This is a genomic window from Bradyrhizobium sp. 155, assembly GCF_023101105.1.
Lineage (GTDB): Bacteria > Pseudomonadota > Alphaproteobacteria > Rhizobiales > Xanthobacteraceae > Bradyrhizobium > Bradyrhizobium canariense_D.
This window is the reverse complement of record NZ_CP064704.1, coordinates 5,353,176-5,377,538: the sequence shown is the minus strand read 5'-3', so window position 1 is coordinate 5,377,538 and position 24,363 is coordinate 5,353,176. Positions and strand designations below refer to the sequence as shown.

25 protein-coding genes are annotated in these 24,363 nt (G+C 64.8%); 15 read left to right on the top strand and 10 right to left on the bottom strand.

Annotation, left to right across the window (positions count from 1 at the left end):
• Nucleotides 1-199 precede the first annotated feature (199 nt).
• From IVA93_RS26110 to IVA93_RS26060, 11 genes are all read left to right on the top strand, one after another.
• The gene (locus IVA93_RS26110; protein ID WP_247539565.1) at nt 200-970 is read left to right on the top strand and encodes an esterase/lipase family protein; all 771 of its coding nucleotides are present in this window, start codon (nt 200-202) and stop codon (nt 968-970) included.
• 92 nt (nt 971-1,062) lie between these two features.
• Complete coding sequence (gene paaX, locus IVA93_RS26105; RefSeq protein ID WP_247363481.1) at nt 1,063-1,929, top strand: phenylacetic acid degradation operon negative regulatory protein PaaX; 867 nt, start codon at nt 1,063-1,065, stop codon at nt 1,927-1,929.
• Between the two features lie 76 nt (nt 1,930-2,005).
• The gene (paaA, locus tag IVA93_RS26100) at nt 2,006-2,998 is read left to right on the top strand and encodes a 1,2-phenylacetyl-CoA epoxidase subunit PaaA (protein WP_166520826.1); all 993 of its coding nucleotides are present in this window, start codon (nt 2,006-2,008) and stop codon (nt 2,996-2,998) included.
• A 10-nt stretch (nt 2,999-3,008) separates the two neighbouring features.
• Entirely contained in the window at nt 3,009-3,296 is a 288-nt protein-coding gene (gene paaB, locus IVA93_RS26095; RefSeq protein ID WP_008136594.1) for a 1,2-phenylacetyl-CoA epoxidase subunit PaaB, read from the top strand.
• Nucleotides 3,296-4,066: a 1,2-phenylacetyl-CoA epoxidase subunit PaaC gene (paaC, locus tag IVA93_RS26090; protein ID WP_085352161.1), complete on the top strand. Its 771-nt coding sequence runs from the start codon at nt 3,296-3,298 to the stop codon at nt 4,064-4,066. The genes paaB and paaC overlap by 1 nt, the downstream gene beginning before the upstream one ends.
• On the top strand, nt 4,060-4,563 hold the full coding sequence (gene paaD / locus IVA93_RS26085) for a 1,2-phenylacetyl-CoA epoxidase subunit PaaD (RefSeq protein ID WP_018457018.1): 504 nt from the start codon (nt 4,060-4,062) through the stop codon (nt 4,561-4,563). The genes paaC and paaD overlap by 7 nt, the downstream gene beginning before the upstream one ends.
• 2 nt (nt 4,564-4,565) lie before the next feature.
• A complete protein-coding gene (gene paaE, locus IVA93_RS26080) occupies nt 4,566-5,648 on the top strand; it encodes a 1,2-phenylacetyl-CoA epoxidase subunit PaaE (protein ID WP_085352162.1) in 1,083 nt (360 codons plus the stop codon).
• A gap of 55 nt (nt 5,649-5,703) precedes the next feature.
• A complete protein-coding gene (gene paaI / locus IVA93_RS26075) occupies nt 5,704-6,153 on the top strand; it encodes a hydroxyphenylacetyl-CoA thioesterase PaaI (protein ID WP_247363480.1) in 450 nt (149 codons plus the stop codon).
• A gap of 28 nt (nt 6,154-6,181) precedes the next feature.
• Nucleotides 6,182-7,513: a phenylacetate--CoA ligase PaaK gene (gene paaK, locus IVA93_RS26070; RefSeq protein ID WP_247363479.1), complete on the top strand. Its 1,332-nt coding sequence runs from the start codon at nt 6,182-6,184 to the stop codon at nt 7,511-7,513.
• Nucleotides 7,514-7,592: 79 nt separating this feature from the next.
• Complete coding sequence (locus IVA93_RS26065; protein WP_247363478.1) at nt 7,593-8,597, top strand: quinone oxidoreductase family protein; 1,005 nt, start codon at nt 7,593-7,595, stop codon at nt 8,595-8,597.
• 2 nt (nt 8,598-8,599) lie between these two features.
• Nucleotides 8,600-9,658 (top strand): YeeE/YedE family protein, encoded by a 1,059-nt coding sequence (locus IVA93_RS26060; protein WP_247363477.1) that lies wholly within the window; start codon nt 8,600-8,602, stop codon nt 9,656-9,658.
• Here IVA93_RS26060 and IVA93_RS26055 read toward each other — a convergent pair.
• Nucleotides 9,637-10,551, bottom strand: a complete 915-nt coding sequence (locus IVA93_RS26055) for a DMT family transporter (RefSeq protein WP_247363476.1) — start codon at nt 10,549-10,551, stop codon at nt 9,637-9,639. The two genes, IVA93_RS26060 and IVA93_RS26055, sit on opposite strands and share 22 nt — an antisense overlap.
• Nucleotides 10,552-10,652: 101 nt before the next feature.
• Here IVA93_RS26055 and pdxR point away from each other — a divergent pair, with 101 nt between their 5' ends.
• On the top strand, nt 10,653-12,083 hold the full coding sequence (gene pdxR / locus IVA93_RS26050; RefSeq protein WP_247368271.1) for a MocR-like pyridoxine biosynthesis transcription factor PdxR: 1,431 nt from the start codon (nt 10,653-10,655) through the stop codon (nt 12,081-12,083).
• Between the two features lie 10 nt (nt 12,084-12,093).
• On the opposite strand, the gene IVA93_RS26045 is transcribed toward pdxR, so the two are convergent.
• The 4 genes from IVA93_RS26045 to IVA93_RS26030 form a co-directional block, all read right to left on the bottom strand.
• Nucleotides 12,094-13,317: a bifunctional alpha/beta hydrolase/OsmC family protein gene (locus tag IVA93_RS26045; RefSeq protein ID WP_247368208.1), complete on the bottom strand. Its 1,224-nt coding sequence runs from the start codon at nt 13,315-13,317 to the stop codon at nt 12,094-12,096.
• 25 nt (nt 13,318-13,342) lie between these two features.
• The gene (locus IVA93_RS26040; RefSeq protein WP_247363474.1) at nt 13,343-14,005 is read right to left on the bottom strand and encodes a sulfite oxidase-like oxidoreductase; all 663 of its coding nucleotides are present in this window, start codon (nt 14,003-14,005) and stop codon (nt 13,343-13,345) included.
• Between the two features lie 54 nt (nt 14,006-14,059).
• Nucleotides 14,060-15,283, bottom strand: coding sequence for a cytochrome P450 (locus tag IVA93_RS26035; protein WP_018457008.1), 1,224 nt, complete (start codon nt 15,281-15,283; stop codon nt 14,060-14,062).
• 67 nt (nt 15,284-15,350) lie between these two features.
• The gene (locus IVA93_RS26030) at nt 15,351-15,560 is read right to left on the bottom strand and encodes a ferredoxin (RefSeq protein WP_007607931.1); all 210 of its coding nucleotides are present in this window, start codon (nt 15,558-15,560) and stop codon (nt 15,351-15,353) included.
• A 135-nt stretch (nt 15,561-15,695) separates the two neighbouring features.
• Between IVA93_RS26030 and IVA93_RS26025 the strand changes: the two genes are divergently transcribed.
• Entirely contained in the window at nt 15,696-16,343 is a 648-nt protein-coding gene (locus IVA93_RS26025; RefSeq protein WP_018457006.1) for a TetR/AcrR family transcriptional regulator, read from the top strand.
• Here IVA93_RS26025 and IVA93_RS26020 read toward each other — a convergent pair.
• The 4 genes from IVA93_RS26020 to IVA93_RS26005 all read right to left on the bottom strand — a co-directional run bounded on the left by IVA93_RS26020 (nt 16,340) and on the right by IVA93_RS26005 (nt 20,305).
• The gene (locus IVA93_RS26020; RefSeq protein WP_018457005.1) at nt 16,340-16,990 is read right to left on the bottom strand and encodes an aspartate/glutamate racemase family protein; all 651 of its coding nucleotides are present in this window, start codon (nt 16,988-16,990) and stop codon (nt 16,340-16,342) included. The genes IVA93_RS26025 and IVA93_RS26020 overlap by 4 nt on opposite strands.
• Nucleotides 16,991-17,053: 63 nt before the next feature.
• The gene (locus IVA93_RS26015; protein WP_247368203.1) at nt 17,054-18,067 is read right to left on the bottom strand and encodes an amino acid ABC transporter substrate-binding protein; all 1,014 of its coding nucleotides are present in this window, start codon (nt 18,065-18,067) and stop codon (nt 17,054-17,056) included.
• Nucleotides 18,068-18,079: 12 nt separating this feature from the next.
• Nucleotides 18,080-19,429: an aspartate aminotransferase family protein gene (locus IVA93_RS26010; protein WP_247368201.1), complete on the bottom strand. Its 1,350-nt coding sequence runs from the start codon at nt 19,427-19,429 to the stop codon at nt 18,080-18,082.
• A gap of 3 nt (nt 19,430-19,432) precedes the next feature.
• Entirely contained in the window at nt 19,433-20,305 is an 873-nt protein-coding gene (locus tag IVA93_RS26005) for a MurR/RpiR family transcriptional regulator (protein ID WP_204510624.1), read from the bottom strand.
• 86 nt (nt 20,306-20,391) lie between these two features.
• Here IVA93_RS26005 and IVA93_RS26000 point away from each other — a divergent pair, with 86 nt between their 5' ends.
• Nucleotides 20,392-21,579 carry an amino acid ABC transporter permease gene (locus tag IVA93_RS26000; protein ID WP_018457001.1) on the top strand — a complete coding sequence of 396 codons (1,188 nt, stop codon included), beginning with the start codon at nt 20,392-20,394 and terminating at the stop codon, nt 21,577-21,579.
• 2 nt (nt 21,580-21,581) lie between these two features.
• Entirely contained in the window at nt 21,582-22,688 is a 1,107-nt protein-coding gene (locus tag IVA93_RS25995; RefSeq protein ID WP_247363470.1) for an amino acid ABC transporter permease, read from the top strand.
• 155 nt (nt 22,689-22,843) lie between these two features.
• Here IVA93_RS25995 and IVA93_RS25990 read toward each other — a convergent pair whose 3' ends face one another.
• The gene (locus IVA93_RS25990) at nt 22,844-24,262 is read right to left on the bottom strand and encodes an amidase (RefSeq protein ID WP_085385873.1); all 1,419 of its coding nucleotides are present in this window, start codon (nt 24,260-24,262) and stop codon (nt 22,844-22,846) included.
• Between the last annotated feature and the right edge of the window lie 101 nt (nt 24,263-24,363).

The following is a 24,363-nucleotide window of genomic DNA, read 5'->3' as shown; positions in this document are numbered from 1 at the left end:
TTTGCGTCACGGACGTCAGCATTAACGCGCGGGCCTATTGTGGCCCGGGGTGTCTCCCGCTTGAATGTCGGGAACCCGCTGCCTAGCTGATTCATGTTGCGTTGCGGAACGATCAAGAAGCCGGCGTGTTGGAATCCCATACCCATTTGCCGGCAAACAACCGGTGGCCTTTTCAGCAATTTTCCCAAGGGGACCATGGATGACCGCTACTGCCCAGACGCTGAGCCCGCCGTCTCGCACCCTGATGTTCCTGGAAGGGCGAGCGATCCACGAGTTCGGCGCCTTCCTCGGCGCGCTGCCGCTGCTCAGCCTCGCGCCGCGCGGCGATGGGCATCCGGTGCTGGTTCTGCCGGGCCTCGTGGCCTCCGACGGGTCCACGCGTGCACTGCGCACCTTTGTGTCCGGCAAGGGCTATGCGGTGAGCGGCTGGCGCCAGGGCCGCAACTATGGCCTGCGCGAGGGCGTGCAGCACGCGATGGTGGATCTGGTTCAGGAGCTCAGCGACAGGCACGGCCGCAAGATCAGCCTGGTCGGCTGGAGCCTCGGCGGTCTCTATGCGCGCCAACTCGCCAAGATGATGCCCGACCGCGTACGCCAGGTGATCACGCTCGGCAGCCCCTTTGCCGGCGATCCGCATTCGACCAATGCCTGGCGAGTCTATGAATGGGCGAGCGGCCGGAAGTCCAACGAGGTCGACCCGCAGTTCGGCGGCGATCTCGCCGTTCCGCCGCCGGTGCCGACCACGGCGATCTTCAGCCGCACCGACGGCGTCTGCGCCTGGCAGGGCTGCATGGAGAAGACGGGCGCGCAGACCGAGAGCATCGAGATCGAGAGCAGCCATTGCGGCATGGGCCATCATCCCGCCGCCGTCTTCGCGGTGGCTGATCGCCTTGCGCAGAAGGAAGGCAGCTGGCGGCCCTTCGACCGCAGCGGCTGGCGCAGCGTGGTCTATCCCGATCCGCATCGGTAATTCTTTGCCTCTCTCCGTAAGAACGGGGCAAGGGAGAAGAGCGTCGCACCCGTCCATTGTCGTGCCCGCACCAAACGCGCTATGCCTCGCGCATGGCGCATCCGTTGTCCCGCATCATCGATCAGCTCAAGCGCGAGCCGTCGCGCACCGGCTCTATCGTCATCACGGTATTCGGTGATGCCATCGTGCCGCGTGGCGGTTCGGTATGGCTCGGCACGCTGCTGGAATTCTTCGAGACCCTGGACATCGACAGCGGCGTGGTGCGTACCGCGATGTCGCGGCTTGCTGCCGATGGCTGGCTGACGCGCGAAAAGGTCGGCCGCAATAGTTTTTACCGCTTGGCCGACAAGGGCCGCCAGATATTCGAGGCCGCGACGCGGCATATCTACGATCCGCCGCCATCCGACTGGACCGGGCGCTTCGAGCTGCTTCTGATCGGCAATGGCGAGGATCGCGATGCCTCGCGCGAGGCGCTCCGCAATGCCGGCTTCGGCAGCCCGCTGCCGGGCGTGTGGGTCGCCCCGTCAGGCGTGCCAGTGCCCGGCGAGGCCGCGGGCGCCATCCGTCTGGAGGTCTCGGCCGAGGATGACAGTGGTCGCCGGCTGCTCAGTGCGAGCTGGCCGCTGGATCGCACCGCGGACGCCTATCTCAAGTTCATGAAGACGTTCGAGCCGCTGCGCGCCGCGATCGCGCGCGGCAGCGACTTGTCCGAGGCCGACGCCTTCACGGCGCGCATCCTCCTGATCCACCATTATCGCCGAGTCGTGCTGCGCGATCCGCTGCTGCCCGAAAGCCTGCTTCCGGCGAACTGGCCAGGCAAGGCCGCCCGTGCGTTGTGCGGCGACATCTATCGCGCGCTGCTTGTCCCATCGGAACAATGGCTTGATGGTCATGGGACCAATGAAAAGGGGCCATTGCCGCTGGCGCGGAAACTCCTGGAGAGGAGATTCGAGACTTGATTGTTATGTTACAGAAATATCTTGCGTGATCTTATTCTTGTTATATATTGCCTCTCAATAAAATGGGAGGATGCGCATGTATACCCAGGCGCTGAACACGGCCGAGACCGATGATCGCGGCCTCGAGGATGCGGCCAAGGCTGCGCAGTTCCAGACGCGCATCGATGCCGAGGAGCGCATCGAGCCGAACGACTGGATGCCTGCGGCTTATCGCAAGACGCTGACCCGCCAGATCTCCCAGCACGCTCATTCCGAAATCGTCGGCATGCTGCCCGAAGGCAACTGGATCACGCGCGCGCCGTCCTTGCGCCGCAAGGCCGCGCTGCTCGCCAAGGTGCAGGACGAGTGCGGCCACGGGCTTTACCTCTATGCCGCGGCCGAGACGCTCGGCACTTCGCGCGAAGAGCTGGTCGACGCCATGCTCGCGGGCAAGGCAAAATATTCCTCGATCTTCAATTATCCGACGCTGACCTGGGCCGACATCGGCACCATCGGCTGGCTGGTCGACGGCGCCGCGATCATGAACCAGATACCGCTGTGCCGCTGCTCCTACGGTCCCTATGCCCGCGCGATGATCCGCGTCTGCAAGGAGGAGTCGTTCCACCAGCGCCAGGGCTACGAGATCATGCTGACGCTGTGCCGTGGCTCGGACGAGCAGAAGGCGATGGCGCAGGATGCCTTGAATAGGTGGTGGTGGCCGGTGCTGATGATGTTCGGCCCGCCCGATGCCACCAGCCAGCACAGCGACACCTCGACGAAGTGGAAGATCAAGCGCTTCTCCAATGACGAGCTGCGGCAGAAGTTCGTCGACGCCACCGTGCCGCAGGCGCAATATCTCGGCCTGACCATTCCCGATCCCGGCATGATTCAGGACGCCGACGGGCACTGGCGCTACAGCGAGATCGACTGGACCGAGTTCAAGCAGGTGCTCGCCGGCAACGGCCCATGCAACCGGGATCGCATCGCGGCACGCCGCAAGGCGCACGATGAGGGCGCCTGGGTGCGCGAGGCGGCAGCTAGCAATGCCGCAAAGCGCGCGCAGCGTCGAACTGCACAAGCGGCAGAGTAGGGAGATCGCGATGGCCACGCCGAACACGCCGCTGTGGGAAGTCTTCATTCGCAGCCGCAACGGGCTCGCGCACAAGCATGTCGGCTCGCTGCATGCGAGCGACGCCACGATGGCCTTGCAAGCCGCCCGCGATATCTACACGCGTCGCGGTGAGGGCCTTTCGATCTGGGTGGTGCCGTCGACGGCGATCACCGCAAGCGATCCCGCCGAGAAGGGCATGATGTTCGAGCCGGCGGAATCAAAGATCTACCGCCACCCGACGTTTTACGAGGTGCCTGAGGAAGTAGGACACATGTGATGGCGAACATCGAGGTCTCCGAAACACCGCTGGTGCTCTACGCATTACGCCGCGCCGACGACGCGCTGATCCTCGGCCACCGCCTGTCGGAATGGTGCGGGCATGCGCCGATGATGGAAGAGGACATGGCGCTCTCCAACATCGCGCTCGACCTCATCGGCCAGGCCCGCGAGCTCTACACCTACGCAGCCAAAGCCGAAGGCAAGGACAACGACGAAGACAAGCTCGCCTACCTTCGCGATGTCAGGCAGTATCGCAATCTGCTGCTCCTCGAGCAGCCGAACGGCGACTTTGCCCAGACGCTGGTGCGGCAGTTCTTCTATTCCGCCTTCGCCGATCTCTACTGGCGCGCCATGATGACCTCGCGCGATACGACGCTCGCTGCGATTGCCGCGAAGTCGGAGAAGGAGAGTGCCTATCATTTGCGGCATTCCTCGGAGTGGATGATCCGGCTCGGCGACGGCACCGACGAGAGCCATGCCCGCGCGCAGGCTGCGATCGATCATCTCTGGGCTTTCACCGGCGAGATGTTTGCCGTCGACGACGGCGAGCACGCCTTGATCCATGCCGGTATCGCCGTAGACCCAGGCACCTTGCGGGGTCGTTGGCTGACGACACTTTCGGATGTGATCGGCGAAGCAACGCTCAAGCTGCCGCAGAACGACTGGATGCAGCAGGGCGGCCGGGTGGGCCGGCACAGCGAGCATCTCGGCCATCTCCTCTCAGAGCTGCAATCGATACAGCGTACCTTCCCGGGGCAGACATGGTGACGGTGCTGGAGCCCCATAGCGACCTGCGCCGACGGGCCTGGGATGCCGCGGCGAGCGTGGTCGATCCCGAAATCCCGGTTTTGACCATCGCCGATCTCGGCGTGCTTCGTGATGTCGTCCTCGACGGCGATCAGGTCGAGGTCGCGATCACCCCGACCTATTCGGGCTGTCCGGCCATGAACATGATCGCGCTGGAAATCGAGGTCGCGCTGGAGCGCGCCGGTTTCCGCAGTCCAAAGGTCCGCACCGTGCTGTCGCCGGCCTGGACCACCGACTGGATGAGCGAAGAGGGCCGCCGGAAGCTTCATGCCTACGGCATCGCACCGCCGCAGGCCTCGAATTCACGCCGCGCGCTGTTCGGCGAGCAAGCCGTTGTGTGCCCGCAATGCGGCTCGGCGAATACCGAGCTGCTGTCCGAATTCGGCTCCACCTCCTGCAAGGCACTCTGGCGCTGCAGGGCGTGCCGCGAACCCTTCGATTATTTCAAGTGTCATTGACCATGTCAGCAGTCGCACCACGCTTTCATCGCCTGGCCGTCAACGACCTCCGCCGCGAGGCGTCGGACGCCATATCGCTGACATTCGCCATCCCGACGGAGCTTGCGACCGACTACGCTTTCACGCCCGGTCAATACCTCACACTCCGCACCATGCTGGATGGCGAGGAAGTGCGCCGCTCCTATTCGATCTGCTCCGGCCCCGACGACGGCGAGATACGGATCGCCGTCAAGAAGGTTGATGGAGGCGCGTTTTCGAGCTGGGCAGCGGACGATTTGAAGTGTGGCGACGCGCTGGACGTGATGACGCCCACGGGACGCTTCGGCGTGATCCCGCCGGCCGGCGGCGGCCGCATCCATGTCGGCTTTGCCGCTGGGTCCGGCATCACGCCGATCCTGTCGATCGTCAAGGGCGTCCTCGCGCGCGAAGCCGACAGCCGCTTCTTCCTGTTCTACGGCAATCGCACGACCGACAACATCATGTTCCTCGAGGCGCTCGAAGAGCTCAAGGATCGCTTCATCGACCGCCTCTCGATCTTCCACGTCATCTCGGGCGAGGAACAGGACATTCCGATCCTGCACGGCCGGCTCGACGGCGACAAGGTGAGGGTGCTGCTGCGCTCGCTGGTACCGGCGGAAAGCGTCGATCACGTCTTCATCTGCGGTCCGTCCGGCATGAGCGAGGACATCGAGGCGACCTGTCGCGATCTCGGCATCGCGGAGGAGCGTATCCATGTCGAGCGGTTTGTCTCGGAGTTCGGTGGCAAGCCGCGGCCGAAGAAGATCGTTGCGCCGGACGCGCCGCCGAAAGCGATCGCGTCGCTGATCATCGACGGCAAGCGCCGCGACGTGCCGGTGGCAGAGGACGAGGCGATCCTCGATGCCGCGCTACGCGCCGGTGTCGATCTGCCCTTCGCCTGTAAGGGCGGCATGTGCTCGACCTGCCGTGCCAAACTGGTGGAGGGCGAGGCGCCGATGGACATCAACTACTCGCTGGAACCCTGGGAGCTGAAGGCCGGCTTTGTCCTGACCTGTCAGGCCAAGCCATCGTCGGAGCGGGTCGTGGTCGACTACGACCACGTTTGACAGTTTTAGCCAGGCAGCAGAACATCGTGTCCAAACAATCGGACGGGAGAAGCGCGTGAACGTCAAAGCCGCCTTGTCGCCCGAGGATATTGCCCGCGCCTGCGCCGATGCGATGTGGGCGGAGGACGATGCCTCCAAAGGACTCGGCATGGAGATCGTCGAGATCGGCCCGGGGTTCGCGACGCTGGCGATGAATGTGCGGCCGGATATGGTCAACGGTCAGCGCATCGTCCATGGCGGCTTCATCTTCACGCTGGCCGATTCCGCCTTCGCTTTCGCGTGCAACTCGCACAACGACCGCGTCGTGGCGGCGCAGGGCCAGATCACCTTCATCAAGCCAGGCAAGCTCGGCGATCGCCTCGTCGCAAAGGCCCGCGAGGTCACGCGTGGCGGCCGCTCCGGCATCTATGACGTGCGCGTCACCGCCGGCGATACAGTCATCGCCGAATTCCGCGGGCATTCGCGGGTCATGCCCGGAAACTGGCTGCCGGCGCAGGATCAATAAAGAAAAGCAATGATACGGGGAAACGAGGATGGCTCTGACGAGGCTCAAGGAAGGTGGCAACACCTATAAGGCCGAGCTGGATGCGCACGAGCGTGCATCGCGCGACGAGATCATGGCACTCCAGGTGCAGCGGCTGGCCTGGTCGCTGAAGCACGCTTACGACAACGTCGCGCACTATCGCAAGGCCTTCGACGCGGCCGGCGTGCACCCGTCCGACTTTCGCGAGCTCTCGGAGCTTGCGAAATTTCCGTTCACCGTAAAAACGGACCTGCGCGACAATTATCCCTTCAACATGTTTGCCGTGCCCCGTGAGAAACTGGTGCGCGTGCATGCGTCCTCCGGCACGACGGGCAAGCCGATCGTGGTGGGCTATACGCAACGCGACATCGACACCTGGTCGGACGTGATGGCACGCTCGATCCGCGCCGCGGGCGGCCGCACCGGCATGATCATCCACAATGCTTATGGCTACGGTCTTTTCACAGGCGGGCTTGGCGTGCACTACGGCGCCGAAAAACTCGGCTGCACTGTGGTGCCGATCTCCGGGGGCATGACCGAGCGGCAGGTGCAGCTCATCAACGATTTTCGGCCCGACATCATTACGGTGACGCCGAGCTATATGCTGGCGATCCTCGACGAGTTCAAGCGTCAGAAGCTCGATCCGCGCCAATGCTCGCTCAAGGTCGGCATCTTCGGCGCGGAGCCGTGGACCAATGCGATGCGCGGCGAGATCGAAGATGCCTTCGACATGGATGCGACCGACATCTACGGTCTCTCCGAGGTGATCGGCCCCGGCGTCGCGCAGGAATGCATCGAGACCAAGGACGGCCTGCATATCTGGGAGGATCATTTCTATCCCGAAGTGATCGATCCCGACACCGGTGCGGTGCTGCCCGACGGGGAGAAGGGCGAACTGGTGTTTACATCGCTCACCAAGGAAGCCTTTCCGGTGATCCGCTATCGCACCCGCGACCTGACGCGGCTTCTGCCGGGCACGGCGCGGCCGGGCATGCGGCGGATGGAGAAGGTCACGGGGCGCTCGGACGACATGATCATCCTGCGCGGCGTCAACCTGTTCCCGACCCAGATCGAGGAGGTTCTGCTCGCCACCGACTGGTGCGGCGGGCATTTCATTCTGGAATTGACTCGGGAAGGACGCATGGACGAGTTGACCATCATTGCCGAGGCGCGGCCGGAGAGTTGGGATGGCCGGGGTCTCCTCGACCATGCCGATCGGATCTCAACCCATATCAAGAACACGATCGGGATCAGTTCCAACGTGCGGGTGGTTGCGCCTGCGACGCTGGAACGCTCGCTCGGCAAGGCGAAGCGGCTCTACGACAAGCGGCCGAAGGATTGAGTTGACGGGATTGACTTGACGGATTGACTTGACCGCCCCCAAAGGCGACAAGGCCCGCGAGAAATCGCGGATCTTTTCCATGTCGTCAGCCGATCCCAAAGCCGTCGAGGCGCGCTGCGTCCGCCTCAATGCCAAGGCCGAGAACGCCGCTGGGATTGCACCTCGCGTCGAGCCTCATACGCTCGCGCGCGGTCCGAACGATCTCCTGATCGAGGTCAAGGCCGCCGCCGTCAATCCGTCCGACGTCAAGGCCGCGACTGGGCTAATGGCCTATGCCATCTTCCCGCGCACGCCGGGGCGCGATTACGCCGGAGTGGTGATCGACGGGCCGGCCGGTACGATGGGCCGCGAGGTGTTCGGCTCCTCCGGCGATCTCGGCATCCGCCGCGACGGCACTCACGCCAGCCATCTCGTCGTTGAATCCGACGCGGTGGTGGAGAAGCCGAAGACCGTGTCCTGGGAGGAGGCCGCCGGCATCGGCGTGCCCTTTGTCACCGCCATGGAGGGTTTTCGCCGCGCCGGTATTCCAAAGCCCGGGGAAACGGTGCTGGTGTTCGGCGTCAACGGCAAGGTCGGTCAGGCGGCGGTGCAGATCGCGACCTGGCAGGGCGCGCGTATCATCGGCGTGGTGCGCAAGGCGGAACCTTATGAGGGCCACACCAATGCATCCATCGAGGTGATCGACGCTTCCGCGACCGACGTCGCCACACGCGTGCGCGAGTTGACCGATGGCAAAGGCGCCGACATCGTCTTCAACACGGTCGGCGATCCCTATTTCCAGGCGGCGCACAAGTCGCTCGCGCTTCGCGGCCGCCAGATCCTGATCGCCGCCATCGACCGCATCGTGCAGTTCAACATTCTCGAATTCTACCGCGGGCAACACACCTATGTCGGCATCGACACGCTCGGCCTGTCGTCGATCGCGACAGGCGCTGTGCTGCGTGACCTCGGCCCGGGCTTCGCGAGCGGGCACCTGAAACCGTTTCCGATCAAGGCGAACGCCGTCTATCCGCTCGAACGCGCGAAGGAGGCCTATGTCGCCGTTGCAGGCTCCTCGCGGGATCGCGTGATCCTGAAACCTTGATCATGGATTCGTCTCCCCAACTCATCATCCTCGCCGGCCTCGTCGTCGGCCTGGTCTACGGCGCTGTCGGCCTGCTCAGCGGCTTCTGCCTGATGAGCAGCATGCGCGGCTGGTTGTCGGAGGGGGATGGGCGGTTGGTCCGAACCTATGCGCTGGCGATCGCGGTTGCGACCACAGCGAGCCAGTTCCTCGCCGGCACCGGCATGGTCAATCTCGGCAAGTCGATTTACCTGCAACAGTCCTTCTCGACGCCGGTGCTGTTTCTCGGCGGACTTCTGTTCGGATACGGCATGGTACTGTCCAACGGCTGCGGTTCGCGCGCGCTGGTGCTGCTCGGTCGTGGCAATCTCCGCTCCTTCGTCGTGGTGGTCGTGCTCGCCATCGCCGCGCAGATGACGCTCAAGGGCCTGATCGCGCCGGCGCGCATCGCCGTGGTCCAGGCCTCGCAAACCACGGTCAACGTGAATTCGCTGCCGTCATTGTTCGCCATGTTCGGTCCGGCTGAAGCGCTTTCGCGCGCAATGGCTGCTGCTGTCGTTGTCGTCACGCTGATCCTGTTTGCTTTCGCGCACCCAGCGTTCCGACGTTCGCCCGGCCAGATTGCAGCCGGTGTCGTCGTCGGTCTCCTCGTCGCCGGCGGCTGGTTCGTCACCGGCTATCTCGGCGCGGATGATTTCAACCCCGTCCCCGTGACCTCGCTTACCTTCGTCGCGCCGATCGCGGACAGCCTGCAATATGCCATGCTCTCGACGGGCCTGACGCTGAATTTCGGCATCGCGACGGTTGCAGGTGTCTTCGCCGGCAGTCTGGTCACCGCGCTTGCGACGGGCCGTTTCCATCTCGAAGGCTATTCCTCGCCACGCCATATGCTGCGATCGGCGGCTGGCGCCGCACTGATGGGCATCGGCGGCGTGATGGCGTTCGGCTGTTCGATCGGCCAAGGGCTCACCGGCGTGTCGACGCTCGCGCTCGGCTCATTCGTCGCCGTCGCCGGCATCCTGCTCGGCACGACGGCGGGATTGCGCGGGATGCTGCGCGTTCAGCCCTTCGCGGTAGCCTGACCACGCAGCAGGCGATCGCCGAGCGTTGCGAGCCCGATGCCGGTGATGATCAGCGCGGCCGCTATCACCAGACTCATGTCGATCGGCTCGCCCAGCAGGATCGCGGCGCTGGCGATGCCGACGAGCGGCGTTGCGGTGGTGCCGAGCGAGGTCGTCAGGGCCGAGATGCTCTTATTCACCATCGACATCGCCCAATAGGCGAGCACCGTCCCGATCAGCCCGGAATACAGGAACAGCAAAACGAGTCTCCACGACCACTCCACATGCGGCAGGCCATCCGCGATGGTCGCGCTCACCGATAGCACGATGGTTGCCACGAGCACTTGCCAGATCAGAAGCTGGAGCGGCGAGGCAATCCAGCGATGGGCGCGGATATAGATAATGTTCGCGGCCCATGAGATCGCGGCCAGGATCACCATGCCGGCGCCGAGCACGACATTGGTGTTGGTCCAGTCGATCGAGGCCGGGTTCAGGATGACGATCAGGCCGATCAGGCCCAGCAGCGCGCCGGCGAGCTTCGGCGCCGTCAAAGTGTCCTTCCCGAGCAGCGGCGCGGCGATCGCGACCCAGAGTGGCGTGGTGTAGCCGAGCACAACGGCCTTGCTCGCGGGTAGGAAGCGCACACCGGCCGCAACCAGGACCGAGAACACGGTCATGTGCAGCAGTGCAACGCTCAGGACCACCGGGATGTCGCGACGCTCCGGAATCATCAGATTGTTGCTGAGCCCGAGAATCACGAACAATCCAGCCAGCGCGATCCAACTCCGGATCGCTGAAGCCCACAGTGGTGGAAGGAATTGGACGAGTTGCTTCGTCACCGACCAGTTTATGCCCCAAGCCAGCACGACGATGAGAAACAGGCCAACGGCTGCGCGGGGGGATAGGGAGTTCATTTCGGAGGTCCTTGAAGCAGTCCAGTCCAGCGGATAGCATCTCGTCTGGCACCTGAAACAGTGCCAGATCGGAAAGGAATAGGGTGCCAGTTCCGGACAGCATGATCTCCGCCCTGATCGACCTGAACCGGGCCGACGACGAGGGGCTGGTGGCTCAACTGACGAGCCAGCTCCGAAGCTTGATCGCGACCGGGCGTCTCGTCAAAGGCCGCACGCTGCCGTCGAGCCGTGGGCTTGCGAGCGATCTCGGCGTCTCGCGCAACACCGTCAGCTATGCGTTCGAGCAACTCGCCGCCGAGGGATATCTCGAAGCCTCGCACGGCCGCCGTCCGATGGTTGCGGTCGACGGCGGCGAGCGCGTCACAGAGGCTGGCGCCGTCGCATCTCGCATACGCCCTGGCAAGCCGCGGCTTTCGCCCTGGGCGTCGAGCCTCACGCAGACCGACTGGCCGATGTCTTATCAGGCGCGACTGAGACCCTTGCGTCCCGGACATGGCGATTTCAGGGAGTTTCCCAACGAGGTCTGGGCGCGCTGCCTGCGCCGCAGCGCTGTGCGCGCGGCGAGGCGCGAGCTCGGACCGGTCAATCGGCCGCGCCTGCGCGAGGCACTGGCGCATTATCTTGCGACCAGCAGGGGCGTGCGCGCGACGGCGGATCAGATCCTGATTCTGCCGAGCGCGCAGGCTGCGCTGACTTTGATCGCGGCCGCCGTCATCACCCCCGGCGACGATGTCTGGGTCGAGGATCCCGGCTATCCCGGCGCCGCGGCCGCCTTCCGCGCATCCGGTGCGCGCGTGATCGGGATGAGTTTGGACGAGCAGGGCATGCAGCGGATTCGTGGCTTGGCGGCCCCGACCTTGATCTTCATGACGCCGTCGCATCAGCACCCGACCGGCCGCCTGATGTCGCTCTCGCGCCGCAGGGAGTTTCTTGGCCTGAGCAGGCCCGGCAAGACCTGGATCGTGGAGGACGATTACGACGGCGAATTCCACTATGATAGCCGGCCGGTGCCGGCCTTGCAGGGACTCGATGCCCACGGCCGCGTGTTCTATGTCGGCACGTTCTCCAAGGTCATGACCTCGGATATCCGGCTTGGCTACCTCGTCGTACCGCCGGCCATGGTCGGTACTCTCGAGATCGTACAGCGGCACATCGGACTGATCGCCGCGAGCCACATCCAGGAGGCGCTGGCCGAGTTCATTGCCGACGGGCATTTCCTGGCGCATCTGCGCCGGGTGCGCCGGATCTATCACGCCCGCCGCGATCACCTCGTGGAGGGATTGGAGCGCCATTTGGGCGATGTGCTCTCTGCCGAAGTGCCCCCCGGTGGCATTCAGCTCGTCGCGCGTCTCAAGCGCGGTCGCGCTGATCAGGTGGCGGTCAAGCGGCTGGTCGAAGCGGGCGTTGAAACGCGTGCCCTGTCCGGCTTGGCACTGGGCAGGCCGCGCGACCACGGCCTGCTGCTCGGCTTCGCGGCCTGGCGCGAGAGCGAGATCACCGCGGCGGTGCGAACAATGGCGTCGTGCTTCTAGCGCAGTCGCGCTAATCCTCGGCCTTGGTCACGATGCGGATTTCCGACGTCAGCGTCCGGTGCACCGGGCACTTGTCGGCGATCTCCATCAATTTCTTGCGCTGCTCGGAATCGAGCGCGCCGTCCATCGCGATGTCGCGCTCGATCTGGTCGAGCATGCCATCGCGCGTCTCGCATTCCGCGCAGTCTTTTGCATAGATCTTGGAATGCTTCAGTGAGACGGTGACACGATCGAGCGGCAACGACTTGCGGTTGGCATAGAGGCGCATGGTCATCGAGGTACAGGCCCCGAGGCCAGCGAGCAGGAGATCGTAAGGACCAGGGCCGGCATCCTCGCCGCCGGCGGCGACCGGCTCGTCCGCGACGAGCTGATGCGGACCGACGGAGATGGTCTGGTTGAACTTGCTCTTGCGGGTCTCCTGCACCACGACCCGGCGCGGCGCCTCGGGGAGATCCATCGCCTTCGCAGGTTTGGCCGCGTCGATGTACCGGCTCGCCCAGGCCGCGATCACGTCGGCTGCATAGAGCGCGTCGGCCGGCTTGGTCAGGAGATGATCGGCATGGTCGAGCGAGACGAAGCTCTTGGGATGCCTGGCGGAGACGAAGAGCTTCGTCGCATTGTCGATACCGACGGTATCGTCGACCGGAGAATGCATCACCAACAGCGCCTTGTGCAGGCCGGCGACGTCTTTCATCAGCTCGTGCTCGGCGACGTCGTCGAGGAATTCGCGCTTGATCCGGAACGGGCGTCCCGCAAGCGAGACTTCGACCTCACCTTGCGTGCGAATGTCGCCGAGATGCTCTTTGAAAAGGCCGGTGACGTGGGCGGGATCGGATGGTGCCGCAATGGTCACAACCGCCTTGGCTTCCGGGATTCGTCCTGCTGCCGCAAGGATCGCGGCGCCGCCGAGGCTGTGACCGATCAGAATCGACGGCGCCTTGCGGACGCTACGCAGATGATCGGCGGCGCGCACGAGATCGGCAACGTTGGAGGAAAACGTCGAATTGGCAAAATCCCCCTCGCTGGAGCCGAGCCCGGTGAAGTCGAAGCGCAGCACCGCGATGCCCTTGGCGGCCAGCGCGACCGAGATGCGTTTGGCGGCCAGCGTGTCCTTGCCGCAGGTGAAGCAATGCGCGAACAGCGCGAAGGCCCCGGGCTCGCCGTCGGGTAGCTCCAGCGCGGCCGAAAGCTGATGGCCGCCTTCGCCGGTGAATTGAAAGCGCTCTGTCGGCATGGGTTTCCCCCGTTCCTTGCTGAACCTAGTCGCCCGAATAGCGTTGCTCTGCCCAGGGATCGCCGCGGTTATGGTAGCCACGGACTTCCCAGAAGCCCGGCGCGTCCTCGGTCAGGAATTCGATCGACTGAACCCATTTGGCGCTCTTCCAGAAATACAGATGCGGCACGACCAGCCGTACCGGGCCGCCATGTTCGGCCGACAATGGCTCACCGGACCAGCTATGGGCGAGCAATGCGTCCTCGGCGGCAAAGTCGTCCAGCGCGAGGTTGGTGGTGTAGCCATCATGGGAATGCAACACGACGAAGCGCGCGTCCGGGTGCGGCTGGCAGGCCGCGAGCAGCTCGCGCGTGGCGAGCCCCTCCCACTCATTGTCGTAGCGCGACCAGGTGGTGACGCAGTGGATGTCGGAGATGAACTGCGCCTGCTTCTGGGCGGCGAACTCGGCAAAGGTCCAGAACACGGGGTTCTCGATCGCGCCGTAGACGTCGAGCCGCCAGTGCTCGCGCGAAATCGGCGGTACGACTCCGAGATCGAGCACCGGCCAGTCCTTTGTCAGATGCTGACCGGGCGGCAGGCGCTGATCTTCCGGGCGCGTGATCTTGCCTGTCAAAAAGCGGCCCTCGCGCGCCCATTTTTCCTTGGTGCGCGTCAGCTTGCTGTCGGGCGGCTCGTTGTCTTCGGCCATCGGCTACTCGTGGCGGTGCAAGTCCGGCCTCTCCGTATCACTGTTTGGAGAGGTCTACATTGCCTTTCCAAGCAAAAATGGCAACTGGCGGGGGCCTCTGACGGTTCCTTGGGACCAGGTCACCGTGCCTGCCGGATCGAGGGCGAAGTCCGGAATGCGCTTCAGCCATTCCTCCAGCGCAACCTGCATCTCCATGCGCGCAAGGTTCGAGCCGACGCAGCGGTGGATGCCGAGGCCGAAGGCGGCGTGGCGGTTCTCGCGGCGGTCAATTACGACCTTGTCAGCATCCGGAAACATTTTCGGATCCCGGTTGGCGGCCGGGAAGGACAGCAGCACCATGTTGCCTGCCTTAACCGGGCAGCCCGAAATCGTGGTCTCCTTGACCACTTCGCGCGCCATCGTCACCGGCGAATAGGCGCGCAGCAGCTCCTCCACCGCGGTCGGGATCAGCTCGGGCTCGGCAACCAGGCGCTCGCGGTCGGCGGGCGTCCGGGCAAGGTGCCAGAGCGAGGAGCCGATCGCGCTCCAGGTAGTGTCGATGCCGGCGATCAGGAGCAGGCGCAGCGAGCCCAGCACATGCGAATCCTCGAGCGGATTGCCGTCCTTGTCCCTGGCATTCATCAGGTAGGAGATGAGGTCGTCGGTTGGCTTGTTCTTGCGCGCTTCGATATGGGCGCTGAAATAGGCGCTCATCTCGTGCACCGCCTGGAGCAACGTGTTTTCGTCCTTGATGCCAAGTTCCAGGATCATGTGGATCCATCGGATGAAGAGATCGCTGTCCGTCTCGGGGATGCCGAGCATGTGTGCGATCGCGCGAACCGGAATGTGCTTGGTGTAGCGCTCTGCCGCGTCCAGTCGGCCTTCGGTGATGAAACCGTCGATCAACTCGTTGCAGATCGCGCGCACCCGCGGCTCCAGCTTCTTCATCGCGTCCGGCGTGAACGGCGGCAGCAGCAATTGCTTGGCTGGCTTGTGCACCGGCGGATCGGACGTGATCGGCGGGGCGGAGTTTCTGCTGGTGATCTCCGGGCGAACGTCGCGGACGATGATGCGACGTGAGGAGAAATGCTCGCTGTCGTTGGCGATCTCGCGCACTGCCTCATAGGTCGTCGGCATGTAGCAGCCGAGGAAGCGTTCGGTATGCACGACCGGGCTTGCGGCGCGCAGCTCGTCCCAAATCGGGAAGGGATCTTCCGTCCATTGCGGATCGGTGTGGTCGAAATCATGGACCCAGTCGGTCACGGGCGGATGGGCGGTGGGCTGGCTGATGTCGGACATCTCGAAATCCCTCGAAATCCCTTGGGGGCTCGTGGTCGCGGAAGGCACGCGGGCAGAAGCGGGCGCGCTACTCCTCGATCACGTCGATCGCGATTTCCGGGCAATTGGACTTGGCGAGCCAGGCCTTGTCTTCGAGGCCGGGCGGGACCGTGCCGTCGCCGGCTTCGTGGGCGTTGCCGTATTCGTCCAGCTCGAACAGCTCCGGCGCCAGCGCCTTGCAGCGCGCGTGCCCCTGGCATTTGTCGGGATCAACGTGAACCCTCAGTCGCTCTGTCATGGCGGCTTCCTCGATGGTGTGCACTCCGGCCCGAAGGCGGCGCGCGCTCCCATTTGAGTTTTTGTTCAAGTTATAGGCTATTACATTCGCGGCAGGCTTCCCCTGTCAAGCGCAAACTTATAGGCTCTGCGCAACATGCGTTCACAACTTGCCCGCAAGCCCGAGAATACCTACCACCACGGCGATCTCCGCGACGCCTTGATCAAGGCCGCGCTGCGCGAAGCCGAGCAGGGCGGGACGGAGGCGATCAGCATCAAGGCGCTGGCAAAGCAGCTGGGTGTTTCGCAGCCGGCGCCCTACCGGCATTTCGCCGATCGCGAGGCGCTGCTTGCGGCGGTGACGGCGGAGGCGTTCCGGCAGCTCAACGGGATATTGCGGGCGGCGATGGCAAAGCCGTCGAAGCGGTCGAAGCTGTCGCTGCTGGCGCAGGCGACGCTGGATTTCGGCTTACGCCGCAATGGCATCTACCGCTTGATGTTCGCCTCGCGCACGGTGTCGTGTGCGGCGAAAGGCAGCGAGCTGCACGAAGCGACCCGCGAAACCTTTGCGCTCGTGGTCGACGCATTGGAAGCCCCGGCCGTTGATTATCTGCGCGAGCGGCAGGCGCTCAAGATCTGGGCGGCGGTGCACGGCGTGGTGATGCTGGCTGAGCAGGGACTGTTCACCGGCGAGGCGGCCCATGCCACGCGCGAAGACCTGGTCGAGGATTTTGTCAGTGAAACCAAGGCCGCGCTTGCGGCGGCGATCAAAGGCGCGCGGCGCCGGAAACAGGCTGGCGCTTAAGCCCTCGCCGCCAACAGCTTCATCAGCTTCTCGACGGCGCTGTCGGGCGTGGTCACGACAGGGCGGCCGGTGGCTTCTGCCACGAGAGGCGCGGTTGCCGCGATGCTGAACTGCGCGAGCGCGACGACGTCGCAATCGCGCAAATCGCGTGCGGCTTCCACGATCAGCCGGTCATGCGTAGCGCGGTCGCCACGGTCGAGCGCGGCCAGCGCGCCTTCGGCGAGTTTCGGCACGATCTGGACGGAGGCCGGAAATTCCGGCGGCATCGAAGCCAGCGTCGGCGGGAAGGTCGAGAGCAGGCCGATCCGCCGGCCCATCGTCATCGCGCGCTCGATCATGGCTTCGTTCGGCTTGAGCACCGGCATCGGCGCATGTGCGCGCGCAACCGCCTCGATGCAGGAACCGAAGGCCGAGCAGGTGAACAGGATCGCGTCCGCGCCTGTCGCCGCGGCGTAGTGGCCGAGCGCAAGAAAGCGTTCGGTCATGGCATCGTTGAGCTTGCCGTCACGCGCCAGATCCGACGACAGGCTGTCGTCGAGCAGGTTCATCAGCCGCGCTTCCGGCCACACCTTCGCGAACGCAGCTTCGATCGGGGCGATGGAATGCTTGAGGGCGTGGATCAGCGCGATGCGAGGAGACTTCGTCATTGAACGTTACCTGATGGAAGGTCGCGAGCCCCGGACGCAACGCGTCCGGGACACGCAAAACGTTTACTTAAACGGCACCGCGTACATCAAGCCGCCTTTGCTCCAGAGACCGTTGAGGCCGCGCTCGAGCTTGAGCGGGCTCGCCTTGCCGACATTGCGCTCGTAGATCTCGCCGTAATTGCCGGTGGCCTTGATGGCCGTGACCAGCCATTTGTTGTCGAGCCCGAGCCGCGAGCCGAGATCGCCGGAGGCACCGAGCAGGCGTTGGATCGCGGGCGTCTGCGACTTCGCCATCTCATCGACATTGCCCTGTGTGACGCCGAGCTCTTCGGCCTCGATCAAGCCGTAGTGCAGCCAGGTGATGATGTCGCTCCAGACCTCGTCGCCATTGCGGGTGAAGGGGCCGAGCGGCTCCTTGCTGATGGTCTGCGGCAGCACGACGTAGTCGGCCGCGTTCGGCGCCGCGGTCGTCACGGCGCCAGCAAGCGCGGAAGCGTCCTGGGTCATGGCATCGCAGCGGCCGCCGAAGAAGGTCTGGTACATGGTGTCGACGCGGTCGAACACCAACGGCTTCCAATCGATGCCGTTGGCGCGGCCGTAATCGCCGAGCGTGACCTCATGCGTGGTACCCTGCGCGACGCAGACGGTGGCGCCCTTGAGGTCCTTGATCTCCTTCACGCCGAGGTCTTTCTTCACGACAAAGCCCTGACCGTCGTAGAAGTTGATTGGACCTTGCCGCAGGCCCAGCGTGACACCGCGCAGATAGGTCTGCGTCGAGTTGCGGTAGAGCACGTCGATCTCGCCGGACTGGAGCGCGGTGAAGCGGTTCTGCGCGGTCAGCGAGACGTAACGCACCTTGATGGCATCGCCGAGCACGCCGGCGGCGAGCGCGCGGCAATAATCGACGTCGAGACCCTTGTAGTTGCCTTGCGAATCCGGTGCGGAGAAGCCGGCGAAACCGGCGCTGACGCCGCATATCAGCGTGCCGCGGCTCTTCACCGTGTCGAGCGTTGCCGCCGACGCCACCACCGTCGACGCCGCGAGCACGCCGGCTATGATAACCACTTTCCTCATCATGCTTTTCTCCCCTCAGTGATTGACACGACGCAATACGCTGTCGACGGCCGTGCCGAGCTTGTCGACGATCAGATCGATCTCCTCCGCGGAGGTGATATAGGGCGGCGCCAGCAGCACGTGGTCGCCACGGATGCCGTCTGCGGTGCCGCCGCCGGGATAGCAGCCGAGGCCGTTGGCGAAGGCCTCCGCCTTGATCTTCTGATTCAGCTTCAGCGCGGGATCAAACGAGGTTCGGCTGGCGCGATCGGCGACGAGCTCGATCGCCCAGAACAGGCCGCGGCCCCTGATGTCGCCGATATGGCGGTGATTGCCGAAGCGCTCGGTGAGCCGCTGCTCGAGCTGCTTGCCGCGCTGCTTGACCCGGTAGAGCAGGCCGTCCTCGCGGATCACGTCCTGCACCGCGAGCGCGGCGGCGCAAGCGAGAGGGTGCGCCAGATACGTGTGGCCGTGCAGGAAGGCGCCCGAACCTGAGCGGATTGTGTCGATGATCCTGCCGCTCGCGAGCATTGCACCGATCGGCTGGTAGCCGCCGCCGAGACCCTTGGCGATCGCCTGGATGTCGGGTGCCACGCCTTCCTGCTCCCAGGCGTGCGTGGTGCCGGTGCGGCCCATGCCGCTCATGACCTCGTCGAGAATGAGCAGCGCGCCGTGTCGGTCGCAGATCTCGCGCACCGCCCTGAAGTAGCCGTCCGGCGCCGTGACGGCACCTGCGGTGGCGCCGACGACGGGCTCTGCGAGGAACGCGGCGACGGTGTCGGGGCCAAGCCGCTGAAACTCGGCTTCGAGTTCGGCGGCGAGCCGCGCCACGAACTGCGCGTCCGATTCACCATCGTGCTTCTCGTGATAGGCGAAGGCCGGGGTCACATGGCTGAAGGCGTCGGAGAGCAGCGGCGCATAGGGCGCACGCCGCCAGGCATTGCCGCCGGCGGCCAGTGCGCCAAGCGTGTTGCCGTGATAGCTCTGGCGCCGAGCGATGAAATGCTGCCGCTGCGGCTCGCCGCGTTCGATGAAAAATTGCCGCGCGAGCTTGATGCTGGCCTCGATCGCTTCCGATCCGCCGCTGACGAAATAGGCGTAGGCGAGGCCACCGGGCTCGTGGCCGACCAGCGTCTCGGCAAGCGCCTCCGCCGGCTCCGACGAGAAGAAGGCTGTGTGGGCATAAGCGAGGGTCGAAGCCTGCTTCGTGATCGCTGCGATCACGCGTGGATGCTGGTGGCCGAGGCAAGAGACCGCCGCGCCGCCGGAGGCGTCGATCACGCGGCGTCCGTCCTCGGCAAAGAGATAGACGCCTTCGCCGCCGATTGCCTTGGGCGGCGTTTCGCGCAGCGAGCGATGCAGCACGCGGCTGGTGCGGGCGGCCATGGGTCAACCTTTCTCTGATACGTAAGTTGAAGCCGCGGCCAGCCGGGCCTCGGTATTCTCCAGGCGCTTTTTCGCGGCCGTGCCGCCGAGCGAAAACGTCACGGCGGCGAGCGATTGCGCGATCGCGATGGCGCCGGTGAGGCTCGGGAAAAAGCCGGGAGAGGAGGCCGCCTCGAACAGCAGCACGTGGTCGGCACCTTCAGCCATCGGCGCCGATGGGCTATCGGCGATCGCGATCAGGGCCGCGCCGGCGCGATAGGCGGCCTGCGCGACCCGGACGCTCGCGTGGGTGTAGGGCATGAAGCCGATGACGATGACGGCCTCGCCGGGCCGGAACGCGCCCATATCGAGATCGTCGGGGCCGGACGCGCCGACGAGCTGCACCTGTTCGGGACGAAACAGCCGGAGCTCGTAGTTCAGCAATTCCGCGACGCTGCGGCAGCTTCGGTAGCCGGTGATCCAGATCCGCTTGGCGTGGTGGAGTGCGCGCGCCGCCTCCGCGATCGGCCGGGCCGGGATGCGCGGAAGGCCGGCGGCCTCGGCCTCCAGCTTGTCGGTGATGAGCGCGACATCGGCGTTCGGGCCGTGGCGGCGGCCCTTGGCGCGGCCGGAGAAAGGCGCTAGCTGCGAGGGCCGCCGCGCCTCCGTCAACGCCGCGCGCAATTCATCCCAACCCGAATAGCCGATCGCCTTGGCAAGCCGCGTGAACGCGGCGGGATCGGCGCCGGCAACCGCTGCGAGATCGCGCATCGAACGCGTGGTGGCGTCGTAATCGTTGGCTGCAACGAAACGCCCGACCTCCTGCAACCGCATCGGAAGCGATGGCAATGCAATGCGCAGTTCGCTCAGTGGCGAGGATTTCGCAGGCTCGGCCATGAAACATTTGTTGCACGAAGCTGAGTTTGGTGCAACAGTTGACGTGCGCTGCCGGAAATCGCCGTCTTGAGAAGGATTTTTGTGCTGTGACGTCAGACGGTCCGAGACCGCCGCCGCGCCGTCGCTTCTTCGGCGCCTTCGGGCAGCGCGAGCTGAAAGGCCTGTTCTGGCAGGTTCTGGTGGTGGGGATCGTAGTCGCGGTCATCGTGTTCCTCTGGTCCAACACGGTCACCAATCTCTCCGTGCGCCGCATCACGACCGGTTTTGCCTTCCTCGGCCGTGAGGCCGGGATGCCCATCGCCGACAGCCTGCTCGCCTACAATCCGAGGGACTCATATCTCTGGGCCTTTGTCGTCGGCATCGCCAATACCCTGCGCGTCGCCGTGATCGGAATCGTGCTTGCAACGATCCTGGGCACGGTGATCGGCATCTCGCGGCTGTCGGCCAATTGGCTGCTGTCGCGGCTCGCCGCGGTGTATGTCGAGACGCTCCGCGACATCCCGCTGCTGCTCCAGCTCCTGTTCTGGTACGTGCTGATGCAGGCGCTCCCGGCCGCGCGCGCGGCATGGCGGCCGATTGAGGGCGTGTTCCTGTCCAATCGCGGGTTGATCCTGCCGGCGATTCCCATCGGGACGCCGCAGCTTTGGGTGCTCGGCACGGCAGTGCTCGGACTTGTCGTGTTCTATGTGATCCGGCGGCGGCTCATCGCGCAGCAAATGCGCGACGGCAAGCCGCGGCCGGCCTGGCCTTTTGCACTCGGCTTGCTCGTTGTGCTGCCTGCGGCGGTGTCCGTGCTGCTGGGCGTGGCCTGGACGATCGAATGGCCTGAGTTGCGCGGCTTCAACTTCGTCGGCGGACTGACGCTCGCGCCGGAATATTTCGCGCTGCTGATCGCGCTCGTCACCTACACCTCGGCCTTCATCGCCGAGATTGTGCGCAGCGGCATCCAGTCGGTGCCGCGCGGCCAGTGGGATGCCGCCAACGCGCTGGGACTGCGCCGCAGCTTCATGCTGCGGCAGATCATCCTGCCACAGGCGCTACGCGTCATCGTGCCGCCAATGACGAGCCAGTACCTCAACCTGACCAAGAACTCTTCGCTCGCGGTGGCGATCGGCTATCAGGACGTGGTCTCGATCGCCAACACGACATTGAACCAGACCGGGCAGGCGATCGAGGCCATTGCCTTGATCATGGCGGTGTTTCTCACCATCAGCCTCGGCATCAGCTTTTTCATGAACTGGTACAATTCGCGCATCGCGCTGGTGGAGCGCTGACCATGACGGCGATCGCCGACATTCCGGAAGCATCGCGCGCCGCCCGCCGCCCGCAGATTGGTAACCCGGTGCTGCGCTGGCTGCGCACCAATCTGTTCTCGTCGATCCCGAACGGCATCCTCTCGGTCGTGTTGCTGGCGGTGCTTGCAAAGGGCCTCTTCAGCTTCGTGCAATGGGGTATCGCCAATGCGGTCTGGGTCACCCCGGCGAACGATTCCAGCGCCTGCCGCGCGGTACGCGGCCTCGGTGCATGCTGGGCAATCATCCCCGAAAAATACCGCTTCATCCTGTTTGGCACCTATCCGTTCGACGAGCAGTGGCGGCCGGCACTGGCGGTGCTGCTGTTCATCGCCCTGTTCTATCTCTCCAGCCGCCGCGCCTTATGGCGGCGCGAACTGGCCTATCTCTGGATCGGAGCGCTCGCGCTGATCAGTATGCTGATGTGGGGTGGCATACTCGGTCTGTCGTTCGTCTCGCAGGACCGTTGGGGTGGTTTGCCGGTGACGCTGATCCTGGCGACCTTTGGTCTGGCCTTCGGCTTCCCGCTCGGCATCCTCGTCGCACTAGGCCGGCGCTCAAAACTGCCGGCGATCCGCTCGCTCAGCGTGCTCTATGTCGAGCTGATCCGCGGCGTGCCGCTGGTCAGTCTGCTGTTCATGGCGAGCGTGATGTTTCCGCTGTTCATGCCGAACGGATTCAACATCGACAAGCTCTTGCGCGCGCAGGTCGCGATCATCCTGTTCGCGGGTGCCTATCTTGCCGAAGTCATCCGCGGCGGCCTCCAGGCCGTGCCCCGCGGGCAATACGAGGCCGCCGAGGCGCTCGGCCTGTCCTACTGGCGCAAGAACCGGCTGATCGTCCTGCCGCAGGCGATCCGTCACGTCATCCCGCCGCTGGTCAACACCTTCATCGCCTTCTTCAAGGACACCAGCCTCGTTCTGATCATCGGTATCTTCGACCTGCTCACCACGGCCAAGACCGCGATCATCGATCCGGCGTGGCAGCAATTCTCCGTCGAAGTCTACATCTTCGTCGCCGTGATCTATTTTGTCTTCTGCTTCGCGATGTCGCGGTATAGCCGGAGCCTGGAGGCGACGAGCGGAAGGTGAAGGCCGCGCGTGTTCCGGACAAGGTGCGGCGCAAAGCGCTGCACCGCAGAGCCGGGACCCAGGGATACACGGGAAGTCCTGGAGACTTGGGCCCCGGCTCTGCAGCGCACCGCCGAAGAGGCGCTGCGCCGCGTGCGGGGCACGAGAGCGGGAACCTAGTTCTTCACCCGCGGATCAATCGGCGTCGTGCCACGCACGCCCAAAATATCCTCCAGCGTCTTCGCGCCGGCGATCACCTGCGCATCCGCGCGCGGAGCCCCGACGACCTGCAGGCCGACCGGAAGTCCCGATGCGGTGAAGCCGCACGGCAACGACAGCGCGGGACAGCAGGCGAGCGTGATGGCATAGACGATGCCGAGCCACTCGACGTAATTGTCGAACTTCTTGCCGGCGCATTCGGCGACATAACGGTGCTCGATCGGGAAGGGCGGCACGATCGTGGTCGGTACCAGCAGCAGATCGTAGCTCTTGAAGAACTCGATCGCACGCGCGGTCATGCCGACGCGCTGCGCCTCGGCGCGTTCGAGCTGCTCGATCGTGAGCTTGAGGCCTTCCTCGATGTTCCAGATCACCTCGGGCTTGAGCAGGTCGCGCTTGGTGCGCAGCAGCTGCGCCTTGCTGATCGCGAAGTCGAACGCGCGCAGCACGTGGAAGCACTCATGCGCATCGCGCCAATCCGGATGCGCCTCCTCGACGATGGCGCCGGCTTCGGCAAAGCGTTCCGCCGCTTTCCGCGTGAGCGCTTTGACTTCGGGATCGACCGGTGTGATGCCGAGATCCGCCGAATAGGCGATGCGCTTCGGTTTGCTGCCTGACTGCGCCGCCGAGAGAAACGACGTCAAGGGCGTCGGCAGCGACAGCGGGTCGGCGGCATAGTCGCCGCTCATGGCGTCGAGCAGCAGCGCGAGATCCTCGACGTTGCGTGCCATCGGACCGACGACGCCGAGGTTGCGATCGATGGCCGCTTTCGGCGTGTGCGCGACGCGGCCGATGCTCGGCCGCATGCCCACGACGCCGCAGAAAGCTGCCGGACTGCGCAGACTGCCGCCCATGTCGGAGCCTTGCGCGAGCCAGGCCATGCCGGTCGCGAGCGCCACCGCCGCTCCGCCTGACGAGCCGGCTGCCGATTTGGATGTATCCCAGGGATTGAGGGTTGCGCCGAAGACCTCGTTGAAGGTGTTGGCGCCCGCACCGAATTCCGGCGTGTTCGACTTGGCATAGACGACCGCGCCGTTGGCCTCGAGATTTTCGACCAGGATGTCGGACGTCGCAGGGATGTTGTCCTTGAAGATCGGCGAGCCCTGAGTGTTCAGCACACCTGCAACATCGGTCAGATCCTTGATCGGCACCGGCAGGCCTGCGAGCAATCCGCGCGCACCGGCCGGCTTCCGCATCAGCGCCTTTGCGCTATCCCGCGCGCGATCGAAGCACAGCGTCGGCAGCGCGTTGACCTTGCCATCGACTTCGGTGATGCGCTTCTGCAGCACATCCAAGAGCTCCAGCGGCGAGACGTCGCCGGAGCGCAGCTTGTCGACGACGGCGCAAGCGGATTCGCGGATCAGGTCCTGAGACAACTATTCTACTCCTGTGCTTGTTTTAGGCTCCGTCATTGCCGAGGAGCGAAGCGACGAAACAATCCAGACTTTTGCCGCAGATAATTCCTGGATCGCTTCCG